Source organism: Streptomyces sp. NPDC057486, assembly GCF_042802415.1.
Taxonomy (GTDB): Bacteria; Actinomycetota; Actinomycetes; order Streptomycetales; family Streptomycetaceae; genus Streptomyces; species Streptomyces yanii.
This window is the reverse complement of the sequence record NZ_JBHVEE010000095.1, coordinates 1-20,031: the sequence shown is the minus strand read 5'-3', so window position 1 is coordinate 20,031 and position 20,031 is coordinate 1. Positions and strand designations below refer to the sequence as shown.

Below are 20,031 nucleotides of genomic sequence, written 5' to 3'. Positions count from 1 at the left end.
AAACCGAGCCTACTCAGGCACGGCCGCCCCGTCAGCGCTTCCTCGCCCGGAAGAGACGGGATCTCCCCCGGAGCGACACACCTCCGATCCCCCGGACCATGCGTGCCCCTCGCGCCCTCACGGCTCCTCCCAGTACCGCGGATGCACGAGCGTCGACGGCACCTGGCCCCGCATCCGTCGGCTCTCCGCGTACCGGGCCGCCCGCGCCAGCTCCCCTTCCGAGAGGAACCGAAGTTTCGGCGGACGTGGAGGCAGGTGAAGGGCCGGAGGCCGCCCGCCCGGGCGGGCGAGGACGAAGCCCCAGTCGGGGCGGCCCTGCGCAGCATCCGTCGTGCGGTCCGGGCCCGCCGCGAAGCCGGACGGACGGCCGAAGATGCGGTACGGGCGGGTCCGCAGGCCCGCCGCTCTCATGGACGCCTCGACCGTCCAGAACGTCCGGGGCCGGACGACGGGCGGGCCCGCGTGCACCACCAGCCGTCCGCCGGGCGCGAGGGCGTCGGTGACCAGGCCGTAGAACTCCGTCGAGTACAGCTTCGTGCTCGCCGTGATCCCGGGGTCCGGCAGGTCGGAGATCACCACGTCGTAGCCGCCGTGCGACGCCTCCCGCAGCCAGTTGAACGCGTCCGCGGTGACGGCGGTCAGCCGCGGATCCCGGTACGCGTGCGCGTTCAGCGCGGAGAGGGCGGGGTCGGTACGGGCCAGTCGGGTGACGCCGCGGTCGAGCTCGACGACCGTGACGCTCCGTACATCCGGGTAGCGCAGCACCTCGCGGGCGGCCAGACCGTCGCCCCCACCCAGGATCAGCACCCGGGCATGGCGCCCGTTCATCGCCGGATGGACCAGTGCCTCGTGGTACCGGTACTCGTCGCGGGCGCTGACCCGCAGCCGCCCGTCCAGGAAGAGGTCCAGCGAGCTGCGACCCGCACCGGTGAGGACGACCTCCTGCACGTCGGTCTGTACGGCGACCCGCACCTGGTCCCCGTACACCGCACGCCGTGCCACCCGCTCGAAGTCGTCGACCAGCGCCGTGGCGGCGGCCAGCAGGACGATCACCGTCACGTTGGCGACGATCAGCAGCCACCGGGACCGCCGGGTCAGGTCCCGCCGGAACACCCACAGCACCAGCGCCCCGCCCGCCGCCGCGTTGACCGTGCCGGTGAGCAGCGCACCGGTGAGCTGGCCGAGGGCCGGCAGCAGGAGGAAGGGGAAGGCCAGTCCACCGACCAGCGCACCCACGTAGTCGGCGGCGAACAGATCCGCGACCGCCCCGCCCGCGTCCTGCCGGTCGACGCGCTGGATCAGCGTCATCAGCAGCGGGATCTCCGCGCCGATCAGGATGCCTATGGCGAGCGAGAACCCGACCAGCGCGAAGCGTGACTCCCCCATCCACGCGAACGACGCATAGAGCACGAGTGCCGAGCAGCCGCCGATCAGTGCGAGAGCCGCCTCGATCAGCCCGAAACCCACGGCGGCATGGCTGCGCAAACGTTTCGCGAGCAGCGAGCCGATCCCCATCGCGAAGACCATCACGGAGAGCACGACGGATGCCTGGGTGACGGAGTCGCCGGTCAGGTAGGAGGCGAGAGCGACCAGTTCGAGCTCGTAGACCAGTCCGCAGGCGGCGCAGACGAAGACCGCGGCCAGCACGAGGAACCGACCCGTCCGCGGTCGCACGGGAAGACGCGGCGCACCGCCTCGCCACGACACCTGCACCTGCTGGTCGATCATGATGCGAACGCTACGTCACGACGCCGTCGCTTCTTGTCACCCACAAGGGTGCAAGTGCCGTGCACGCAAACGAGTTGAGGCGATTCAGAGCGCAACCACCGGCGTCCGCACTCTCACCCTGGTGCGGGTCACCACCAACTGCCCCTCCTGCGGGTACGCGTGCCAGGTGCGCCATCCGACCTGGCCCTCCGACCGCTGCGCGAGCATGGCGGTGAAGGCGTGCGGGCTGCCGGGGAACGTACCCGCGAGGCCGTGCGGATGGTCGGTCACCAGCGCGAGGAGCTCCTGCGCGCGCCCGGCGAAGGAGCCCGCGGAGAGCGTCTCGACGCGCGCCGCGAATTCGTACTCCCAGTCACCGAGCCGCTTGGCGACGCCGAGCGGCAGCGGCGTGGAGCCGCCGGGGATGCAGGCGACCGTTTCGGAACAGGTGCCGCCGTCCTCTTCGAGGAGCACCTGGTGAGAGGCGCCGAGCAGGCGCAGCTGCAAGTGGGCCCCGCCGAGCTCGAGGTCGAGCACGGCCAGGGCTGGGAGCGGTTCACGCCCCAGCGCCCAGGCCAAATCGGCGGCACGGGTATCGGAATAGGACGTCTGGAGGGTCGTGAGCATGGGTCGGCTCCGCAAAACACGCATGGACACATGGACAGGGGGCGCCCCCGTAACGACGCACGTGGGAGGGTGGGGAACGCCCGATCAGGTCCAACTGGGGCCCGAGGGCTGAATGTTCTCTCCACCGAGGGAATCATGAAGTACGCCGCGTCCACAGCGTTTTTGCCCAACTTGACGTGGTTTCCATCCCCTCGGGGGCCCGACGGTTCAACTGTTCACCGCCAACGCGCCGCACGGCCCAACAAAAAGGTGCCCGGCGGGAGTTCACCCGCCGAGCACCTCCACCACGCGGACCAGCTGCCCCGTGTCAGCTGCCTCCGCCGCATCCGCCCCCGCCGCCGCACGAAGAACCGCCGCCGCACGAGGAGCCCCCGCCGCACGAGTGACCACCGGAGTGGCCGCCGCTTCCGCAGGACGAGCCGCCGCCGCCGTCGCCGCCGCCGGCCCACCAGCCGCCGCCGGCGGCCGCGCCACCGCCCGAGCCCCTGCCCGCGCGGCGCCGCCCGCTGCGCACCCGCCCCGACCTCCGGTTGGCCGCCGCCGCCAGCAGCAGCACCACGACGAGCCCGACGACCACGACCCCGATCAGCACACCAGGAAAGTTCTCCATCGACCTCACGTCCTTCCGTCCCCCGAAGCGAGGTCCCCCGCTTCACACCGCTTCTCGCGTGAGTGGGGGATGCCCTCGGCCCTCCGGAGCCAAAGCAGACTTGAGCAACTCCAGAGCTTCGGCCCAGGATGGCGGGCATGACACAGGGACGACCGCTGCTCAACCGCCGCCTCGCCGAGTTCGGCACGACGATCTTCGCGGAGATGTCGGCGCTGGCCGTACGGACCGGCTCCATCAACCTCGGCCAGGGCTTCCCCGACACCGACGGCCCCGAGGAGATCCGGGAGGCCGCGGTCCGCGCGCTGCGCGCCGGGCACGGCAACCAGTACCCGCCGGGCCCCGGCGTCCCGGAACTGCGCACCGCGATCGCCGACCACCAGCAGCGGAGGTACGGACTCGCGTACGACCCCGACTCCGAGGTCCTCGTCACGGCGGGCGCCACCGAGGCCATCGCTGCCGCCCTGCTCGCCCTGGTGGAACCCGGCGACGAGGTCATCGCCCTGGAGCCGTACTACGACTCCTACGCCGCGTGCATCGCCATGGCCGGCGGCACCCGCGTCCCGGTCACCCTGCACCCGGACGCGGACAGCGGTACGTACCGGCTCGACCTCGACGAGCTGCGCGCCGCCGTCACCTCCCGCACCCGGCTGATCCTCCTCAACACCCCGCACAATCCGACCGGCACCGTCCTGACCCGCGAGGAGCTGGCGGCGATCGCCGCACTCGCCTGCGAGCGGGACCTCCTCGTCGTCACCGACGAGGTGTACGAGCATCTGGTCTTCGAGGGCACCCACCTGCCGATCGCGGGCTTCCCGGGCATGCGGGAGCGGACCGTGACCATCGGTTCCGCGGGCAAGACCTTCTCCTTCACCGGGTGGAAGGTCGGCTGGGTGACCGCGGCCCCGGAGCTGGTGGCGGCGGTCCGCTCGGCGAAGCAGTTCCTGACCTACGTCTCCGCGGGCCCGTTCCAGTACGCGGTCGCCGAGGCGCTGCGCCTGCCCGACAGCTACTTCGACGGGTTGCGCGCGGATCTGCGGGCCAAGCGGGATCTGCTGAGCGCCGGGCTGAGCGAGGCCGGATTCGAGGTCTACCGGCCTGCCGGGACGTACTTCGTCACCACCGACATCCGTCCGCTCGGCGGCGAGACCGACGGATTCGCGTTCTGCCGCGCGCTGCCCGAGCGGTGCGGGGTCGTCGCCATCCCCAACGCGGTCTTCTACGACCATCAGGAGGCGGGCCGCAGCAAGGTCCGGTTCGCCTTCTGCAAGCGGGAGGACGTGCTGCGCGAGGCCGTCGCGCGACTCAAGGGGCTCTGAGCGACGGCCCGTCCTGCGCCGTCCGTCCGGCTCCGGCTTCTTCGGGTCCGAGCCGCGCTCCCTGCTGCCCGCGTTCCCGCTGCCACTGCCGTCGGCGCACACCCCGACAAAAAAACCCGGCCGAGGACGGCGGTCGTGGTGACCGTCGCCCCGGCCGGGCTGTCGTGCTACGGGACGTATCTGATGACGCCGTCCCGCCGGCGCTGTGAACGGCTGTGCGCTCAGGCGCTCGGCGCGTCGCCCGACTCCTTGTCGGCCGGCTCCAGCCCCAGACGCTCCCGCAGCCACTTGTCGAACTCGATCGAGGCCCGCACCCAGCTGACCGTCGACGAGACGAAGTGCTCCAGGCTGACGCCCGTACCGATGAGCATCTGCGCCTCACCGATCAGACGGACCGGCGTCTCGGTGTCCTCGGCGCCCTCCTCGGCCTCGTGGGTGTGGGTGTAGACCTTGGGCCACAGGGTGCGGCGGTTCCAGTCGTCGATCGCGTCGAGGAGGACCGGCCGCTGGTCGGCGGCGTGCGGGCGGTCGTAGAACGTACGGACCGAGAAGACCTGCTGCTCGTCCTCGCCACGGAACATGAAGTACGTGCGGAAGTCCTCCCACGGCGCCGCGAGGTCACCCTCGTCGTCGACGACGTACTTCAGCTCCATCTGGTCGAGAAGCTGCTTGACGAGGTCCTGGTCAGGGACGACGGGGCCCTCCGGTCCTGCCGCCTGCGGTTCGGGCTGGCCCCCGAAATTCGGAATCGAGGACGGGTCGATGCTCACCGTGAATTTCCCTTCGTACGGTTGGCGCCATCCTCTCCCATCGCAGGCGGGGAATGGCAACCCCCGACTGGTCCGATCAGCTGTCGGCTGACATGATCCCGCCTGCCGGGGAGGGGACCCGGGAGGCTCCGCGCGAGGGGATGTCATGGACGGAACACGCAATTGGGCCGCTCGTTTCCGCTCCCCCTGGGTGCTCCTGGCACTGCCCGCGCTCGCCGTCGCCTGGATCGGGTGGTCCGTCATCGGCTTCCTGACGAGCGACGATCCTCTCGTTTCGAAGGTCCCCTGCGCCGAGGCGATGGAATTCACCGGGGTCCCGCTGCCGGCCGGGGCGCGCGACCGGCAGTGCAAGAGGCGCGCCTGGCTGGACACCGAGTACGACGTCCGCTTCCGGATCACCCGTAAGGAGCTGGACAACTGGCTGGAATCGGAGTTCCCCGGCACCGAGCTCGACCCGGAGTTCTGCGCCGACAAGGTCGACACCTGCGCGCACATCGAGTTCGGCGACCAGCGGCCGAGCCAGGCGGTCGCGGCCGAGGTGTCGGTCGTGTACGAGGGCGGCGGCACCGCCCTCGTACGCTTCGAGCCTTTCGACGTCTGAGAACCACCCGGTCCGTTACCGGGCGGCCCCCACGATCAGACCGCTCTCCTCGCCGTCCCCGAACGTGTCCACCCGCACGGTGTCCCCGTCCGTGACCTCGCCCGCGAGGATCTCCTTCGCGAGCCGGTCGCCGATCGCCGTCTGGATCAGGCGGCGCAGCGGCCGTGCCCCGTACGCCGGGTCGTTGCCCTCCTTCGCCAGCCAGGCCAGGGCGGCCGGGGTGACGTCGAGGGTGAGACGCCGGTCGGCCAGCCGCTTCGCGAGCCGGTCGATCTGGAGCCCGGCGATGTGCGCGAGCTCGTCGCCGGAGAGGGCGGAGAAGACCACCAGGTCGTCGAGCCGGTTGAGGAACTCCGGTTTGAAGGACGCGCGGACGACCTCCAGGACCCGCTCCTTCTTCTCCTCCGGCTTGGTCAGCGGGTCGACCAGGAACTGGCTGCCCAGGTTCGACGTCAGGATCAGGATGGTGTTGCGGAAGTCCACCGTCCGCCCCTGGCCGTCGGTGAGCCGGCCGTCGTCGAGGACCTGCAGCAGGATGTCGAAGACCTCGGGGTGGGCCTTCTCCACCTCGTCCAGCAGGACGACGCTGTACGGGCGGCGGCGGACCGCCTCCGTGAGCTGGCCGCCCTCCTCGTAACCGACATAGCCGGGCGGCGCGCCGACGAGCCGGGCGACGCTGTGCTTCTCGCTGTACTCGCTCATGTCGATGCGGACCATGGCCCGCTCGTCGTCGAACAGGAAGTCCGCGAGGGCCTTCGCCAGTTCGGTCTTGCCGACACCCGTCGGGCCGAGGAAGAGGAACGATCCGGTGGGCCGGTCCGGGTCGGCGATACCGGCCCTGGTCCGGCGTACCGCGTCCGACACCGCCTGCACGGCCTCGGTCTGGCCGATCAGCCGCCTGCCCAGCTCCTCCTCCATGCGCAGGAGTTTCTGGGTCTCGCCCTCCAGCAGGCGTCCGGCCGGGATGCCGGTCCAGGCGCCGACGACATCGGCGATGTCGTCCGGGCCCACCTCGTCCTTGACCATCGTGTCCTTGGCGGCCTCCTGCTCCGCCTCGTCGGCCTCGGCGAGCTCCCGCTCCAGGCCCGGGATCTCCCCGTACAGCAGCTTGGAGGCGGTGTCGAAGTCGCCGTCTCGCTGGGCGCGCTCGGCCTGTCCGCGCAGGTCGTCGAGGCGCTCCTTCAGCTCACCGACGCGGTTGAGGCTCTGCTTCTCCTTCTCCCAGCGGGCGGTGAGGCCGCGCAGCTCCTCCTCCTTGTCGGCGAGGTCGCGGCGGAGCTTCTCCAGACGCTGGACGGAAGCGGCATCGGTCTCGTTCTTCAGCGCCAGCTCCTCCATCCGCAGGCGGTCGACGGCGCGCTGCAGTTCGTCGATCTCGACGGGCGAGGAGTCGATCTCCATACGCAGCCGGGACGCCGCCTCGTCGACCAGGTCGATGGCCTTGTCGGGAAGGAAGCGGGAGGTGATGTAGCGGTCGGACAGGGTCGCGGCGGCGACCAGCGCCGAGTCCGCGATCTGCACCTTGTGGTGCGCCTCGTAACGGCCCTTGAGGCCGCGGAGGATCGCGATGGTGTCCTCCACGGTCGGCTCGGCGACCAGGACCTGCTGGAAGCGGCGCTCCAGGGCGGGATCCTTCTCGATCCGCTCACGGTACTCGTCGAGCGTCGTCGCACCCACCATCCGCAGCTCGCCGCGGGCCAGCATCGGCTTGAGCATGTTGCCCGCGTCCATGGCGGAGTCCCCGCCGGCGCCCGCGCCCACGACGGTGTGGAGCTCGTCGATGAATGTGATGATCTGGCCGTCGCTCTCCTTGATCTCGGAGAGGACGGTCTTCAGGCGCTCCTCGAACTCCCCGCGGTACTTGGCGCCCGCGACCATGGCTCCCAGGTCCAGCGAGACGAGCCGCTTGTTCCGCAGGCTCTCCGGCACATCGCCCTTGACGATGCGCTGGGCGAGCCCCTCGACGACGGCGGTCTTGCCGACGCCGGGCTCGCCGATGAGCACGGGGTTGTTCTTCGTACGCCGCGACAGGACCTGCACGACGCGCCGGATCTCCTGGTCACGTCCGATGACGGGGTCGAGCTTGCCGTCGCGCGCGGCGGCCGTGAAGTCGGTGCCGAACTTCTCCAGGGCCTTGTACTGGCCCTCCGGGTCGGGTGTGGTCACCCGGCGCCCTCCCCTGCTCTTCTCGAATGCGTCCAGCAGCTTCTTCGCGCCGGCGCCCTGCCCGGTGAGGATCTCACCGGCGCGGCCGCCCTCGGCCGCGATACCGATCAGCAGATGCTCGGTGGAGAGGTAGTCGTCGCCGAGCTCCTTCGCGCGCTGGGCGGCGTCGGAGATGACGGCGAGCAGCTCACGGTTGGGCTGCGGCGGGGCGACGGTCGACCCGGTGACGCTGGGCAGCGACGCGAGCAGCCGCTCGGTCTCGCTGCGCACGGCGGCCTGGTCGGCCTCGACGGCGGCCAGCAGGTCGATGATGTTCTCGTTGTCCTCGCCCTGGAGCAGGGCGAGCAGCAGATGCCCGGGGGTCAGATCGGGGTGTCCGTCCTTCACGGCCCTGCTGGTGGCCGCGTTGATGGCGTCCCGGCTCTTGTTGGTCAGCTCGGCGTCCACGTGCGCTCTCTCCTCCTTGCGGTGACTGGCCTGTCCATAACTCTGACCAGATCAACGTCCACAAAGTTGAGTCTATTCCACTCAAGGTACATCTGTCGGGTCGGTCCCACGCCACTTGCCCCAGGGCCGGACCCCGGAGAGGGAACAGGACTCCCGGTCGAGTGAACCGGCCGGACCGCTCCTCCGCCACCGCACCGCATCGGGGCACGGGCCTGCGGATGCCTACCCTTTCCCCATGGCCGTAGACGTACGCAACCCCAGCCCCGAGTACCTCGCCTTCTGGCGCGAGTACCACGTGTGCACCCTGACCACCCACCGTCCCGACGGGAGCCCGCACGTGGTGCCGGTCGGCGTGACGTACGACCCCGAGGCCGGGCTCGCCCGCATCATCACCAACAAGAGCAGCAGAAAGGTCGCCAACGTCCTGGCGGCCGGTCCGGACGGGGCACGGGTGGCGGTCTGCCAGGTGGACCGGGGGCGCTGGGCGACGCTGGAGGGCCGCGCGATGGTCCGTACGGAACAGGACGTGGTCGACGACGCGGTACTCCGTTACGCGGAACGCTATGGGCGCACGCCGGCACCCAACCCGAACCGGGTCGTCATCGAGATCGCCCTCGAACGGGCGCTGGGCCGGGGCGCACCGGTCCGCACGGCCTGACGGCCGGGGCCGTGAGCCCCGGCAGTCCCCCACCGTCCGCCCCGGGGCAGCACAACGGCGCCACCGTGTTCAGGTCACGATGGCGCCGCTGTGTGGGGGAGTGTCCGAGCGACATGGAACGACGGGGGATCGCTCAGGCACTGCGGGGGGTGGCGGAGATGGTTTCTGGTTCGATCAGCTGGTGGTCACGCTGATCGAGATTGACGAAGATCATTCCGTATCGGATCGCGCACCTGACAGGCTGCGGCGCCCCGCGGGGGCGGCGGAGACACCGGTAGGCGCGGACCTCGTCGTCGTCCTCGAGAACGACGACGACAGGCTCTCCGAGCAGGGTGACCATCAACGAATCGCCATGGCGGGGGAGTGCCGTGAGCAGATCGATGAAGTGCCACCCTGAGCGGTAGGCCGAGGCCATCTCCCGCCGGAAGACCCGGTCGTCCGGCGGGATGGTCACGCCTCCGCCAGATCCGCAGGAATGCTGTCCCAAGCCAGGTCGGGCGGCGCTACGGCCCGAACCTGCGCGCCAGCCGTCTTGTTGGGCGCACTGTCCCAAGCCAGGTCGAGGGTACCGAGCACCCCCGCCGCCAGCGCGGCGGAGACGGCCGCAGCAAGCACCGAGCGAAGCATCTTCTTACCCATATTCGGCTTCGTCCTCACTTCCAAGGTTTCCTCTCCCCCGCAGAACAAGACGATTGCTCATCCAGGCACGTCAATGCCACAGAAGCGGTGCATCATGTTCCTGCTGATTCATATTCCTGGGGGGTGGAGAATTGACCACAAAAAACACAAAAGCGACACATCCCCACTCCATCAGCAGTCTGTGCGAGGAGGGAGCGCGGCTGTACGCGAGCGCACTGAGCGTGGGCAAGATAGCCCGCACCGAAGTGGAGCCTGCTCCCTGCTTGCTGGAATTCGCCCTGCTTCACCCCGACCCCGATGACGCCACATGGCTCCGGCCGGTGCCGCCGGCCGCCGCGCTCACCCAGCGGCTCCACCCGCTCGAGCGTGAGATCCAGGACCGAAGACGGCTGTCGGTCGAACTGACCGAGACCTTCGAGCCATTCATGGCCATCAGCGCCCAGATCCCGCCGACGACGCACGCGATCACCGTCCTCGAAGGTATCGAGCGCATCAACGCTTCCATCGAACTCGCCCTGGCCGAGTGCCGGTCGGAGGTGCTCACCATCCAGCCGGGCGGCGGACGCAGCGAGGACGCCCTCAACATCGCCGTGGAGCGCGGCAACATGCTCACCGAGCGCGGCGTCGGCATGCGTTCCCTCTATCAGCACACCGTCCGGCACAGCCATGGAACGCTCACCTACGCGGCACGCATGGCGTCGGACAAGGTGGAGATCCGTACGCTCGAAGAACTCATCGAACGATTGATGATCTTCGACCACACCGTCGCGTTCATCCCGGCCACGGACGACCGGCAGGTGGCACTGGAGCTGAGGCACCCCGCGATGGTGGAGTACCTCGTCAAGGTCTTCGAGCAGTTCTGGCGACGCGCGGTCCCGCTGCAGGAACAGGTCCCGTACGACCCGACACCCGAGGGCATCTCCGGCGTACGGCACTCGATCGCGAAGCTGCTGGTCGAAGGGCATGTCGACGAGGCCATAGCACGCCGCCTCGGCATGAACGTACGCACCTGCCGCGCGCACATCGCCAAGCTCAGTTCCGCACTGGGCAGCGGCAGTCGAGCCCAACTCGGATATCTCATTGCGCAGTCAGGGATTCTGGACCAGGACCAATGACCCGTGCGCACGGCGGAGGCCCGCCACCCATTCCCGGGTGACGGGCCTCCGCCGTCGTCCACGCGCCGTAACCCGGCCTATTCCTTGGGCTTCTTCGGCCGCCAGACCACCAACGCGCTGGTCTGCTGCACATCCGTGTACGGCACCAGATCGCGCCGGTACGACGCATGCACCTGCGCCTCGCGCTGCTGCATCGCCGCCGCAGCGGCGTCCACCGCCGCGGAGAGTTCGGCGACGCGCTGCTGGAGCGCGGCCACCTGGTTCTCCAGTTCGATGATGCGCTTGATGCCTGCCAGGTTGATGCCCTCGTCCTGCGACAGTTGCTGCACCGTGCGCAGCAGCTCGATGTCGCGGGCCGAGTAACGCCTGCCTCGGCCGGCCGTGCGGTCCGGGGAGACCAGGCCGAGGCGGTCGTACTGGCGCAGTGTCTGCGGATGCAGGCCCGAGAGCTGGGCCGCGATCGAGATCACGTACACCGGGGAGTCATCGGTCAGTTCGTACGGATTACGTCGTCGGCCGTCCACCTCAAGCTCCCTTCGCCGCCTGGAACAGCTCCGCCCGCGGGTCCTCCCCCGCGGTCGCCTTCCGGTAGGCCTCCAGCGCGTCCTGGGCGTCGGCGGTGAGGTCCGTGGGGACCGCCACCTCGACGGTGACCAGGAGGTCGCCCCGGGTGCCGTCCTTGCGTACGGCACCCTTGCCGCGGGCGCGCATCGTGCGCCCGTTGGGGGTGCCGGCCGGAAGCTTCAGGGTGACGGGCGGTCCGCCGAGCGTCGGGACCTTCACCTCGCCGCCGAGCGCCGCCTCCGTGAAGGTGACGGGCACGGTGACCGTGAGGTTGTCGCCCTTGCGGCCGAAGACCGGGTGGGCGTCGACATGCACGACGACGTACAGGTCGCCGGCCGGTCCGCCGCGCTCGCCCGGTGCGCCCTTGCCGCGCAGCCGGATCCGCTGGCTGTCGGAGACGCCCGCCGGGATCCTGACCTGCATGGTGCGCGACGAACGTGCCCGCCCGCTGCCCTTGCACACATCGCACGGGTCCTGGGCGATGAGGCCCCGGCCCTTGCAGTCCACGCAGGGATCGGTGAGCGAGAATCCGCCGCCGCTGCCGCGCGACACCTGTCCAGTGCCGACACAGGTCGGGCAGACCCTCGGGGTGCCGTTCTTGTCGCCGGTGCCCGAACACGCCTTGCAGGGCGCCTGGCTGGACATCCGCAGCGGAACCGTGGCCCCGTCGACCGCCTCGGTGAAGCTGAGCGTCACCTCGGACTCGATGTCCTGCCCGCGGCGCGGCTGCACGCGTGTCCCCGTACCACCGCCCCGGTTGAACAGCCCGCCGAAGACATCGCCCAGACCGCCGCCGCCGCCGAAGCCTCCGGGGCCGCCGGGACCGCCGCCCTGCGTGCCTCCGAAGAGGTCGCCCAGGTCGAAGTTGAAGTTGCCTCCCGCGCCTCCGGGACCGGCCCGGAATCCGCCGTTGCCGAAGAGGGCGCGTGCCTCGTCGTACTCCTTGCGCTTCTTGGCGTCGCCGAGGATGTCATTGGCCTCGGAGATCTCCTTGAAGCGCTCCTCCGCCTTGTTGTCGCCCTTGTTCGCGTCCGGGTGGAACTCGCGGGCGAGCTTCCGGTACGACTTCTTGATCTCGGCTTCGGTGGCGTCCTTGGGGACGCCGAGGACCTTGTAGTAGTCCTTCTCGACGAAGTCCTTCGTGCTCATCGACGTCCCTCCTTCCGGACGATCGGCCGGGCGACCGGCCCGCAGGCCGGTCGCCGAACCGGGCGGTGGGCCCCGCGGTGGTCGGACGAAATGTCAGACCTCCTCGGTGCCACCGCTCTCCTCGTCGTCTGTCTTCTCCTCTTTGGCCGCCGCGGGGCTCGCGCCCGGCTGCGGCTCGGCCACTGCCACCCGCGCGGGGCGGATGGTGCGCTCGCCGATGCGATACCCCGGCTGCAGGATCGCCACGCAGGTCGTCTCGGTGACATCCGGCGCGTACGAGTGCATCAGGGCTTCGTGGATCGTCGGGTCGAAGGGCTCGCCCTCCTTGCCGAACTGCTGCAGGCCCAGCTTGGCGACGACCGTCTCCAGCGATTCGGCCACCGACTTGAACCCGCCCACGAGCTCGCCGTGTTCCCTGGCGCGGCCGACGTCGTCGAGCACGGGCAGGAGCTCGCTCAGGAGACCCGCAACGGCGATCTCCTTGACCGTGACCCGGTCCCGCTCCACACGGCGGCGGTAGTTCTGGTACTCGGCCTGGAGCCGCTGGAGGTCGCCGGTGCGCTCGGTGAGCGCGCTGCGTGCCTGGTCCAGCTGTGCCGTCAGACCTGCCGTCTGGTTCACGTCCCCGGCCGGGGCCGCCCCCTCCTCCGTGGAGGGGGAGGCAGCCTTCGGGTCGGCGTCGTCAGAGGTGGCGCCGGAGGGAACGTCGGGCTTCTCCTCGAAGCCCGGAGTCTCCTCGGTCACGCCGCACCGCCCTTGGCGTCCTTCTCGTCGTCCACGATCTCGGCGTCGACGACGTCGTCATCGGCCCTGGCCTGCTCGGCGCCCGGCTGGCCTTCGGCCTGCGGGCCGCCCTCGGCCTGTGCGTTGGCGTACATCGCCTGGCCCAGCTTCTGGGAGACGGCCGCGACCTTCTCGGTGGCGGTACGGATCTCGGCGGTGTCCTCGCCCTTGAGCTTCTCCTTCAGCTCGGTGAGCGCGGTCTCCACCTCCGTCTTCACGTCGCCGGGAACCTTGTCCTCGTTGTCCTTGAGGAACTTCTCCGTCTGGTAGACGAGCTGCTCGCCCTGGTTGCGGGACTCGGCGGCCTCGCGGCGGCGGTGGTCCTCCTCCGCGTACTGCTCGGCCTCCTCACGCATCCGGTTGACCTCGTCCTTCGGCAGCGAGGAGCCGCCGGTGACGGTCATCTTCTGCTCCTTGCCGGTGCCGAGGTCCTTGGCGGCGACGTGCATGATGCCGTTGGCGTCGATGTCGAACGCGACCTCGATCTGCGGGACACCACGCGGGGCCGGCGGCAGACCGGTCAGCTCGAACATGCCGAGCTTCTTGTTGTACGCCGCGATCTCGCGCTCGCCCTGGTAGACCTGGATCTGGACGGACGGCTGGTTGTCCTCGGCCGTCGTGAAGATCTCGGACCGCTTGGTCGGGATCGTCGTGTTGCGCTCGATGAGCTTCGTCATGATGCCGCCCTTGGTCTCGATACCGAGAGACAGCGGGGTGACATCGAGCAGCAGGACGTCCTTGACCTCGCCCTTGAGGACACCGGCCTGGAGCGAGGCGCCGATGGCGACGACCTCGTCCGGGTTCACGCCCTTGTTGGCCTCCTGGCCACCGGTGAGCTCCTTGACGAGCTCGGCGACGGCCGGCATACGGGTCGAGCCACCGACGAGAACGACGTGGTCGATCTCGGAGAGCTGGATGCCCGCGTCCTTGATGACGTTGTGGAACGGGTTCTTGCAGCGGTCCAGGAGGTCCGCGGTGAGCTGCTGGAACTGGGCGCGCGTGAGCTTCTCGTCCAGGTGCAGCGGGCCCTCGGCGGACGCCGTGATGTACGGCAGGTTGATCGTGGTCTCCGTCGAGGAGGACAGCTCGATCTTCGCCTTCTCCGCGGCTTCGCGGAGACGCTGGAGAGCCATCTTGTCCTTGGACAGGTCCACACCGTGACCGTTGGCGAACTGCTTCACCAGGTAGTCGACGACGCGCTGGTCCCAGTCGTCACCACCGAGGTGGTTGTCACCGTTGGTGGCCTTCACCTCGACGACGCCGTCGCCGATCTCCAGGAGGGACACGTCGAAGGTGCCGCCACCGAGGTCGAAGACGAGGATCGTCTGGTCGTCCTTGTCGAGCCCGTACGCCAGCGCGGCGGCGGTCGGCTCGTTGACGATACGCAGGACGTTCAGGCCCGCGATCTCGCCGGCCTCCTTCGTCGCCTGACGCTCGGAGTCGTTGAAGTACGCGGGAACGGTGATCACCGCGTCGGTGACCTTCTCGCCCAGGTACGCCTCGGCGTCGCGCTTCAGCTTCTGCAGGATGAAGGCGCTCATCTGCTGCGGGTTGAAGCTCTTGCCGTCGAGGTCGATCTTCCAGTCGGTGCCCATGTGGCGCTTGACCGACCGGATGGTCCTGTCGACGTTGGTCACCGCCTGACGCTTGGCGACCTCGCCCACCAGAACCTCGCCGTTCTTCGCGAAGGCGACGACGGACGGCGTGGTCCTGGCGCCTTCGGCGTTGGTGATGACGGTGGGCTCGCCGCCTTCGAGAACGCTGACGACGGAGTTAGTCGTGCCCAGGTCGATGCCGACCGCACGTGCCATTTCAATTCCTCCAACTGACTACTTGAGTGGATCTGACTCAAGGATGCATGACAGGCGTCCCGGAGTCAACAGAGCTGAGTCGAGTCGACTCAACTATCGTGCACACACCCCGCGCCACCTGCACACCAACGGGCGACACCCGACCGCCCGGCGGGCCACACACCCGGTCCATCATCGTCGCGTGGGATCGTTCTGTCACAAAATGGCGAGAGCCGTACAAAATTGACACTCGACCCGTCCGAACCAGGCAGGTGTGAACGATGCGGATGCGCACGCGGATGCGGATGCAGACACACGCGTGGACCAGACCGAGGTCGCACATGACAGCCAAGCGCGCACTGGATCTCGTCCTCGGCTCGGCCCTGCTGACCCTGGCCGCCCCCCTGCTCGCCGCCGGAGCTCTCACCCTCGCCGCGCAGCGCCCCCCGGGCCGCGTACTGACCCGCTCCACCCGGATCGGACTGGCCGGCCGCCCCTTCGTGCTGCGCTCCCTGGGCACCCGCCGGCTGCGCCTGGACGTGCTGTCCCGGCTGCCCCACGTCCTGCGGGGAGATCTCTCGCTCGTCGGACCGGAACCGCTCACCCCCGACCACGAGCGGGCGCGCACCCCGAACGAGGCCGGTGCGCGACACTGGCGGCAGGAACTGAGACCCGGCCTCACCGGCCTGGCCCAGGTCCGCTCCCGCTCCGGAATGCCGTGGGACGAACCCGCCCTGCTCGACCAGCACTACGCCGAGCAGCACTGGCTGGGACTCGACCTGGCCATCCTCGCGGAAGCCGTACACACCCCACTCCGCGCCGCCTTCCGCGGGCTCACCCACCGCGGGAAGGCACCCCTGAGCGACACAGATCACCGGCTGCGCGGCTACAGCGCGGCGGAATAAGTGGATAGTGTCAGCACAGACTGATTAAGTTACTGCTTAGTAAGTGCTGGATCCCACCCTCGCAGGCCCGAGGAGCCCCCAAATGCAACTCGCCGCGATCATCGTGTCGCTGGTGCTGACTGTGGTCGGCGTTGCGCTCATCGCCCGAGCCGTCGCGCAGATCTACCGGTTCGTCAAGCTCGGACAGCCGGTCCCGGCAGGCAGCCGCACCGACAACCCGAAACAGCGCACGATCACCCTGGTCAAGGAGTTCCTCGGCCACACCCGGATGAACCGGTGGGGGATCGTCGGCTTCGCGCACTGGTTCGTCGCCATCGGCTTCCTGACACTGCCGCCGACGCTGCTCCAGGCATACGGGCAGCTCTTCAAGGCCGACTGGGTCCTGCCGATCATCGGCAACTGGCCGCCGTTCGAGATGTACACCGAGTTCATCGGTCTGATGACGACGGTCGGCATCCTCGTGCTGATCGCCATCCGGCTGCTGAACCTCCCCTCCCGGGCCGGCCGCAAGTCCCGGTTCGCGGGCTCCAAGGCGTGGCAGGCGTACTTCGTCGAGTACGTCATCCTCGGCATCGGTCTGGCGATCCTGACCCTGCGCGGCCTCGAGGGCGCGATCCACCACGTGGAGGGCTACGAGGCCTCGTACTTCATCTCGTACCCCCTGGTCCTCGCCTTCAAGGGCCTCGCGCTCGGCACGCTGCAGAACCTCATCTACTTCACCGCGATGGTCAAGATCGGCATCTCGCTGATCTGGATGATCACGGTCTCGCTGAACACCAACATGGGTGTCGCCTGGCACCGCTTCCTCGGCTTCCCGAACATCTGGTTCAAGCGGAACGCCGACGGCGCGGTCGCGCTCGGCGCGCTGCAGCCGATGACGTCCGGCGGCAAGGAGATCGACTTCGAGGACCCGGGCGAGGACGACGTCTTCGGTGTCTCCCAGGTCGAGCAGTTCTCCTGGAAGGGCATCCTCGACTTCTCCACGTGCACCGAGTGCGGTCGCTGCCAGTCGCAGTGCCCCGCCTGGAACACGGGCAAGCCGCTCTCCCCGAAGCTCCTGATCATGTCGCTGCGCGACCACGCGCACGCCAAGGCCCCGTACCTGCTCGCCGGTGGCGGCAAGGACATGGAGGGCAACGAGAAGGCGACCGAGGAGCAGCTGAAGGACGTACCGGCGGCCGCTCTCGCGGAGGCCGAGCGCCCGCTGATCGGCACCGTCGAGGAGAACGGCGTCATCGACCCGGACGTGCTCTGGTCCTGCACCACCTGCGGTGCGTGCGTGGAGCAGTGCCCGGTCGACATCGAGCACATCGACCACATCGTCGACATGCGCCGCTACCAGGTGATGATCGAGTCCGCGTTCCCGTCCGAGGCGGGCACGATGCTCAAGAACCTGGAGAAGAAGGGCAACCCCTGGGGGCTCGCCAAGAAGCAGCGCGTCGAGTGGACGAAGGAGGTCGACTTCGAGGTCCCGATCGTCGGCAAGGACGTCGAGGACCTGTCGGAGATCGACTACCTCTACTGGGTCGGCTGCGCGGGCGCTCTCGAGGACCGTGCCAAGAAGACCACCAAGGCCTTCGCCGAGCTGCTCCACATCGCGGGCGTCAAGTTCGCGATCATGGGCGGCGACGAGAAGTGCACCGGTGACTCGGCCCGCCGCCTCGGCAACGAGCCGCTGTTCCAGCAGCTCGGCCAGGAGAACGTCGCGATGCTGAACATGGCGTTCGGCGAGGACGACGAGGACGAGGCGACGAAGAAGCCGAAGTCGTCGAAGAAGATCGTCGCGACCTGCCCGCACTGCTTCAACACCATCGCGAACGAGTACCCGCAGCTCGGCGGCGAGTACGAGGTCATCCACCACACGCAGCTGCTCCAGCACCTCATCGACGAGGGCAAGCTGATCCCGGTGACACCGGTCGAGGGCCTGATCACGTACCACGACCCCTGCTACCTGGGCCGTCACAACAAGATCTACACGCCCCCGCGCGAGATCATCGCGAAGGTGCCGGGTCTGCGGAACGAGGAGATGCACCGCCACAAGGAGCGCGGCTTCTGCTGCGGCGCCGGTGGTGCCCGGATGTGGATGGAGGAGCGGATCGGCAAGCGCATCAACAACGAGCGCGTCGACGAAGCCCTCTCCCTCAACCCGGACATCGTCTCCACCGCCTGTCCGTTCTGCCTCGTCATGCTGACCGACTCGGTCAACGGCAAGAAGAACGACGGCCGGGCCAAGGAGTCGATCCAGGTGGTCGACGTCTCGCAGCTGCTGCTGGACTCGGTGAAGACCCCGGCGGACCCGGCGGGCGAGCCGGAGACGGCGGACGCTCCGGAGCCCGAGCCGGTGAAGTAGCCGGTATCAGCGGTACAGAAGCGGTCGGACCTGCCTCGGGGGCAGGACCGGCCGCTTCTGCTTTGGGCGGACTTCGACAAGGCCAGGACATGGTGGTCCGTACGCACCGGGGCGGACCCGGTGGCGCCGTATCCGGCGGCCGGCCTCGACCAGCCGCTGATCGCCTTCAGCACCGTGCTGTTCACTGCCACATCACACCGACCACACGTTTCCCACGTGTCCCGCACAACCATCTGCCCCCACTGGAAGTCACTTCTTCGCCGAACACCTGTGTCCCCAGTCACAGTTGACGCGAAAAGGGCATAGGGAGTCCGGCGTCGGAAACTGATTTCGGGTGCCTTCGCGCATCCCCGCATGCAGCAGGAGAAGACGAACGGCATGCACAGCAGACTCCGCACCACCCTGGCCACCACCGCTGCCGCCGCCCTCACCGGCGGCCTGCTCACCGGTGGCCTGCTCATAGCCGGAGCGGGCAGCGCCGCCGCGGCCACCGCCAAGTACTCCGACGACTTCAACGGAGACGGCTACCGCGACTACGCCTACAGCGGCAGCGCGACCGACGCGGGCTCGGACGTTTCCGGCACGGTCGGGATCATCTACGGCACAGCGGCCGGCCCGTACGGACGCGCCCAGAACATCACCCAGAACAGCGCCGGCGTCCCCGGATCCAACGAGGGGGAGGACGGTTTCGGCATCACCATGACGGGCGCGGACTTCAACCGCGACGGCTACGCCGACCTCGCCGTCGGATCACCCGGCGAAACCGTCAACGGCCACAGACACCAGGGGGCGGTGACCATCCTGTGGGGTTCGGCAGCCGGTCTCTCGGGCGGCACTGTCGTACCGAACAAGGATGCGCGGACGTGGGGCGTGTTCGGGGACGATCTGGCCTCGGGCGACTTCAACGGCGACGGCAAGCCCGACCTCGCCGTGATCAACAACCACACTGCACAGGTCTACCGGGGCACGTTCAGCAAGTCGGGCTTCAGCGGCACCGTCACCAAGCTCACCCGTGACGACCTGTTCGCCGAGCATCTGGTGGCCGGCAAGGTCACCAAGGACGCGGCCGCCGACCTGGTGGTCGTCGGCGGCGTCGACGGGCCCAGCCACACGCTCACCGGAGCCTGGTTCATCCGGGGCGGCTCCACCCTCACCCGCGGCGCGACACTGAAGCTCGGCACGGGCGAGGACTCCAGTTTCGCCGTGAGCGGCACCGTCGCCGACTTCAACAAGGACGGTTACGGCGACATCGCCCTCGGCCAGCCGCTGGCCGACGGGGAGAAGGGTGCCGTCATCGTCTGGCGCGGCGGCTCGTCCGGCCCCGGCTCCACCACCAAACTCACCCAGAACACCAGCGGCGTCACCGGCACCTCGGAGAACGGCGACTGGTTCGGCCACGACCTCTCGGCCGGCGACGTGAACCACGACGGCTACCCGGACCTCGCCGTCTCCGCCGTGGGTGAGGATCTGGGCAAGTACGCCGACGCCGGTGCGGTCCACATCCTGCGCGGCAGTTCCCAGGGCCTGAGCGGGACCAGGTCCCAGTGGTTCGAACTCGCCACCACGGGCGTACCGGGGGACCCGGAGGCCAACTCGTCCTTCGGCAGCTCGCTGCGGCTGCGCGACTCGGACCGCGACGGTTATGCCGACCTGTTCACGGATTACCTGCGCTTCAAGGGCTCGGCGAACGGCATCACGGTCACCGGCATCCAGAGCTCGATCCGCCCGGGCTTCCTCCCCTAGGGCGTGTGTCGGAAGTCCCGCCGTCCGCCCGAAGGGTGGGCCCGGCGGCGTCCGGTGCGTGCGATCGCAAGGCGGAGGGTCGTCCTCGTAC

At 69.1% G+C, this 20,031-nt stretch carries 18 protein-coding genes; 7 read left to right on the top strand and 11 right to left on the bottom strand.

Features of this window, described 5'->3' with window-relative positions; genetic code table 11:
* Positions 1–117: 117 nt before the first annotated feature.
* The 3 genes from ACFU6I_RS33125 to ACFU6I_RS33115 form a co-directional block, all read right to left on the bottom strand.
* On the bottom strand, positions 118–1,728 hold the full coding sequence (locus tag ACFU6I_RS33125; RefSeq protein ID WP_384373340.1) for a polyamine aminopropyltransferase: 1,611 nt from the start codon (positions 1,726–1,728) through the stop codon (positions 118–120).
* A gap of 84 nt (positions 1,729–1,812) precedes the next feature.
* Complete coding sequence (locus ACFU6I_RS33120; RefSeq protein WP_384373338.1) at positions 1,813–2,334, bottom strand: DUF2617 family protein; 522 nt, start codon at positions 2,332–2,334, stop codon at positions 1,813–1,815.
* A gap of 307 nt (positions 2,335–2,641) precedes the next feature.
* On the bottom strand, positions 2,642–2,944 hold the full coding sequence (locus ACFU6I_RS33115) for a hypothetical protein (RefSeq protein ID WP_384373336.1): 303 nt from the start codon (positions 2,942–2,944) through the stop codon (positions 2,642–2,644).
* Positions 2,945–3,081: 137 nt separating this feature from the next.
* Between ACFU6I_RS33115 and ACFU6I_RS33110 the strand changes: the two genes are divergently transcribed.
* The gene (locus ACFU6I_RS33110; RefSeq protein WP_384373334.1) at positions 3,082–4,260 is read left to right on the top strand and encodes a pyridoxal phosphate-dependent aminotransferase; all 1,179 of its coding nucleotides are present in this window, start codon (positions 3,082–3,084) and stop codon (positions 4,258–4,260) included.
* Between the two features lie 221 nt (positions 4,261–4,481).
* On the opposite strand, the gene ACFU6I_RS33105 is transcribed toward ACFU6I_RS33110, so the two are convergent.
* Positions 4,482–5,030: a YbjN domain-containing protein gene (locus ACFU6I_RS33105; RefSeq protein WP_384373332.1), complete on the bottom strand. Its 549-nt coding sequence runs from the start codon at positions 5,028–5,030 to the stop codon at positions 4,482–4,484.
* A 145-nt stretch (positions 5,031–5,175) separates the two neighbouring features.
* Between ACFU6I_RS33105 and ACFU6I_RS33100 the strand changes: the two genes are divergently transcribed.
* Positions 5,176–5,631 (top strand): hypothetical protein, encoded by a 456-nt coding sequence (locus ACFU6I_RS33100; protein WP_384373330.1) that lies wholly within the window; start codon positions 5,176–5,178, stop codon positions 5,629–5,631.
* 15 nt (positions 5,632–5,646) lie between these two features.
* On the opposite strand, the gene clpB is transcribed toward ACFU6I_RS33100, so the two are convergent.
* Positions 5,647–8,244 (bottom strand): ATP-dependent chaperone ClpB, encoded by a 2,598-nt coding sequence (clpB, locus tag ACFU6I_RS33095; protein WP_384373328.1) that lies wholly within the window; start codon positions 8,242–8,244, stop codon positions 5,647–5,649.
* A 235-nt stretch (positions 8,245–8,479) separates the two neighbouring features.
* Here clpB and ACFU6I_RS33090 point away from each other — a divergent pair, with 235 nt between their 5' ends.
* A complete protein-coding gene (locus tag ACFU6I_RS33090; RefSeq protein ID WP_384373326.1) occupies positions 8,480–8,902 on the top strand; it encodes a pyridoxamine 5'-phosphate oxidase family protein in 423 nt (140 codons plus the stop codon).
* Between the two features lie 133 nt (positions 8,903–9,035).
* Here ACFU6I_RS33090 and ACFU6I_RS33085 read toward each other — a convergent pair whose 3' ends face one another.
* On the bottom strand, positions 9,036–9,356 hold the full coding sequence (locus tag ACFU6I_RS33085; RefSeq protein WP_266984108.1) for a (2Fe-2S)-binding protein: 321 nt from the start codon (positions 9,354–9,356) through the stop codon (positions 9,036–9,038).
* Positions 9,353–9,541 carry a hypothetical protein gene (locus tag ACFU6I_RS33080; RefSeq protein ID WP_384373324.1) on the bottom strand — a complete coding sequence of 63 codons (189 nt, stop codon included), beginning with the start codon at positions 9,539–9,541 and terminating at the stop codon, positions 9,353–9,355. The genes ACFU6I_RS33085 and ACFU6I_RS33080 overlap by 4 nt, the downstream gene beginning before the upstream one ends.
* A gap of 170 nt (positions 9,542–9,711) precedes the next feature.
* Here ACFU6I_RS33080 and ACFU6I_RS33075 point away from each other — a divergent pair, with 170 nt between their 5' ends.
* Complete coding sequence (locus ACFU6I_RS33075) at positions 9,712–10,656, top strand: helix-turn-helix transcriptional regulator (RefSeq protein ID WP_384373370.1); 945 nt, start codon at positions 9,712–9,714, stop codon at positions 10,654–10,656.
* A gap of 77 nt (positions 10,657–10,733) precedes the next feature.
* Here ACFU6I_RS33075 and ACFU6I_RS33070 read toward each other — a convergent pair whose 3' ends face one another.
* The 4 genes from ACFU6I_RS33070 to dnaK all read right to left on the bottom strand — a co-directional run bounded on the left by ACFU6I_RS33070 (position 10,734) and on the right by dnaK (position 14,963).
* A complete protein-coding gene (locus ACFU6I_RS33070) occupies positions 10,734–11,180 on the bottom strand; it encodes a heat shock protein transcriptional repressor HspR (protein ID WP_384032324.1) in 447 nt (148 codons plus the stop codon).
* 1 nt (position 11,181) lies between these two features.
* Complete coding sequence (gene dnaJ / locus ACFU6I_RS33065) at positions 11,182–12,369, bottom strand: molecular chaperone DnaJ (RefSeq protein WP_384373322.1); 1,188 nt, start codon at positions 12,367–12,369, stop codon at positions 11,182–11,184.
* A gap of 93 nt (positions 12,370–12,462) precedes the next feature.
* Positions 12,463–13,113: a nucleotide exchange factor GrpE gene (gene grpE, locus ACFU6I_RS33060; protein WP_384373320.1), complete on the bottom strand. Its 651-nt coding sequence runs from the start codon at positions 13,111–13,113 to the stop codon at positions 12,463–12,465.
* Positions 13,110–14,963, bottom strand: coding sequence for a molecular chaperone DnaK (dnaK, locus tag ACFU6I_RS33055; RefSeq protein ID WP_384373318.1), 1,854 nt, complete (start codon positions 14,961–14,963; stop codon positions 13,110–13,112). Before dnaK ends, grpE begins: the two co-directional genes overlap by 4 nt.
* 320 nt (positions 14,964–15,283) lie before the next feature.
* On the opposite strand from dnaK, the gene ACFU6I_RS33050 reads away from it, so the two are divergent.
* The 3 genes from ACFU6I_RS33050 to ACFU6I_RS33040 all read left to right on the top strand — a co-directional run bounded on the left by ACFU6I_RS33050 (position 15,284) and on the right by ACFU6I_RS33040 (position 19,940).
* Positions 15,284–15,847 (top strand): sugar transferase, encoded by a 564-nt coding sequence (locus ACFU6I_RS33050; protein ID WP_384373316.1) that lies wholly within the window; start codon positions 15,284–15,286, stop codon positions 15,845–15,847.
* 82 nt (positions 15,848–15,929) lie between these two features.
* On the top strand, positions 15,930–18,197 hold the full coding sequence (locus ACFU6I_RS33045) for a (Fe-S)-binding protein (protein WP_384373314.1): 2,268 nt from the start codon (positions 15,930–15,932) through the stop codon (positions 18,195–18,197).
* Positions 18,198–18,575: 378 nt separating this feature from the next.
* Positions 18,576–19,940: an FG-GAP-like repeat-containing protein gene (locus ACFU6I_RS33040; protein ID WP_384373312.1), complete on the top strand. Its 1,365-nt coding sequence runs from the start codon at positions 18,576–18,578 to the stop codon at positions 19,938–19,940.
* Positions 19,941–20,031: the final 91 nt, after the last annotated feature.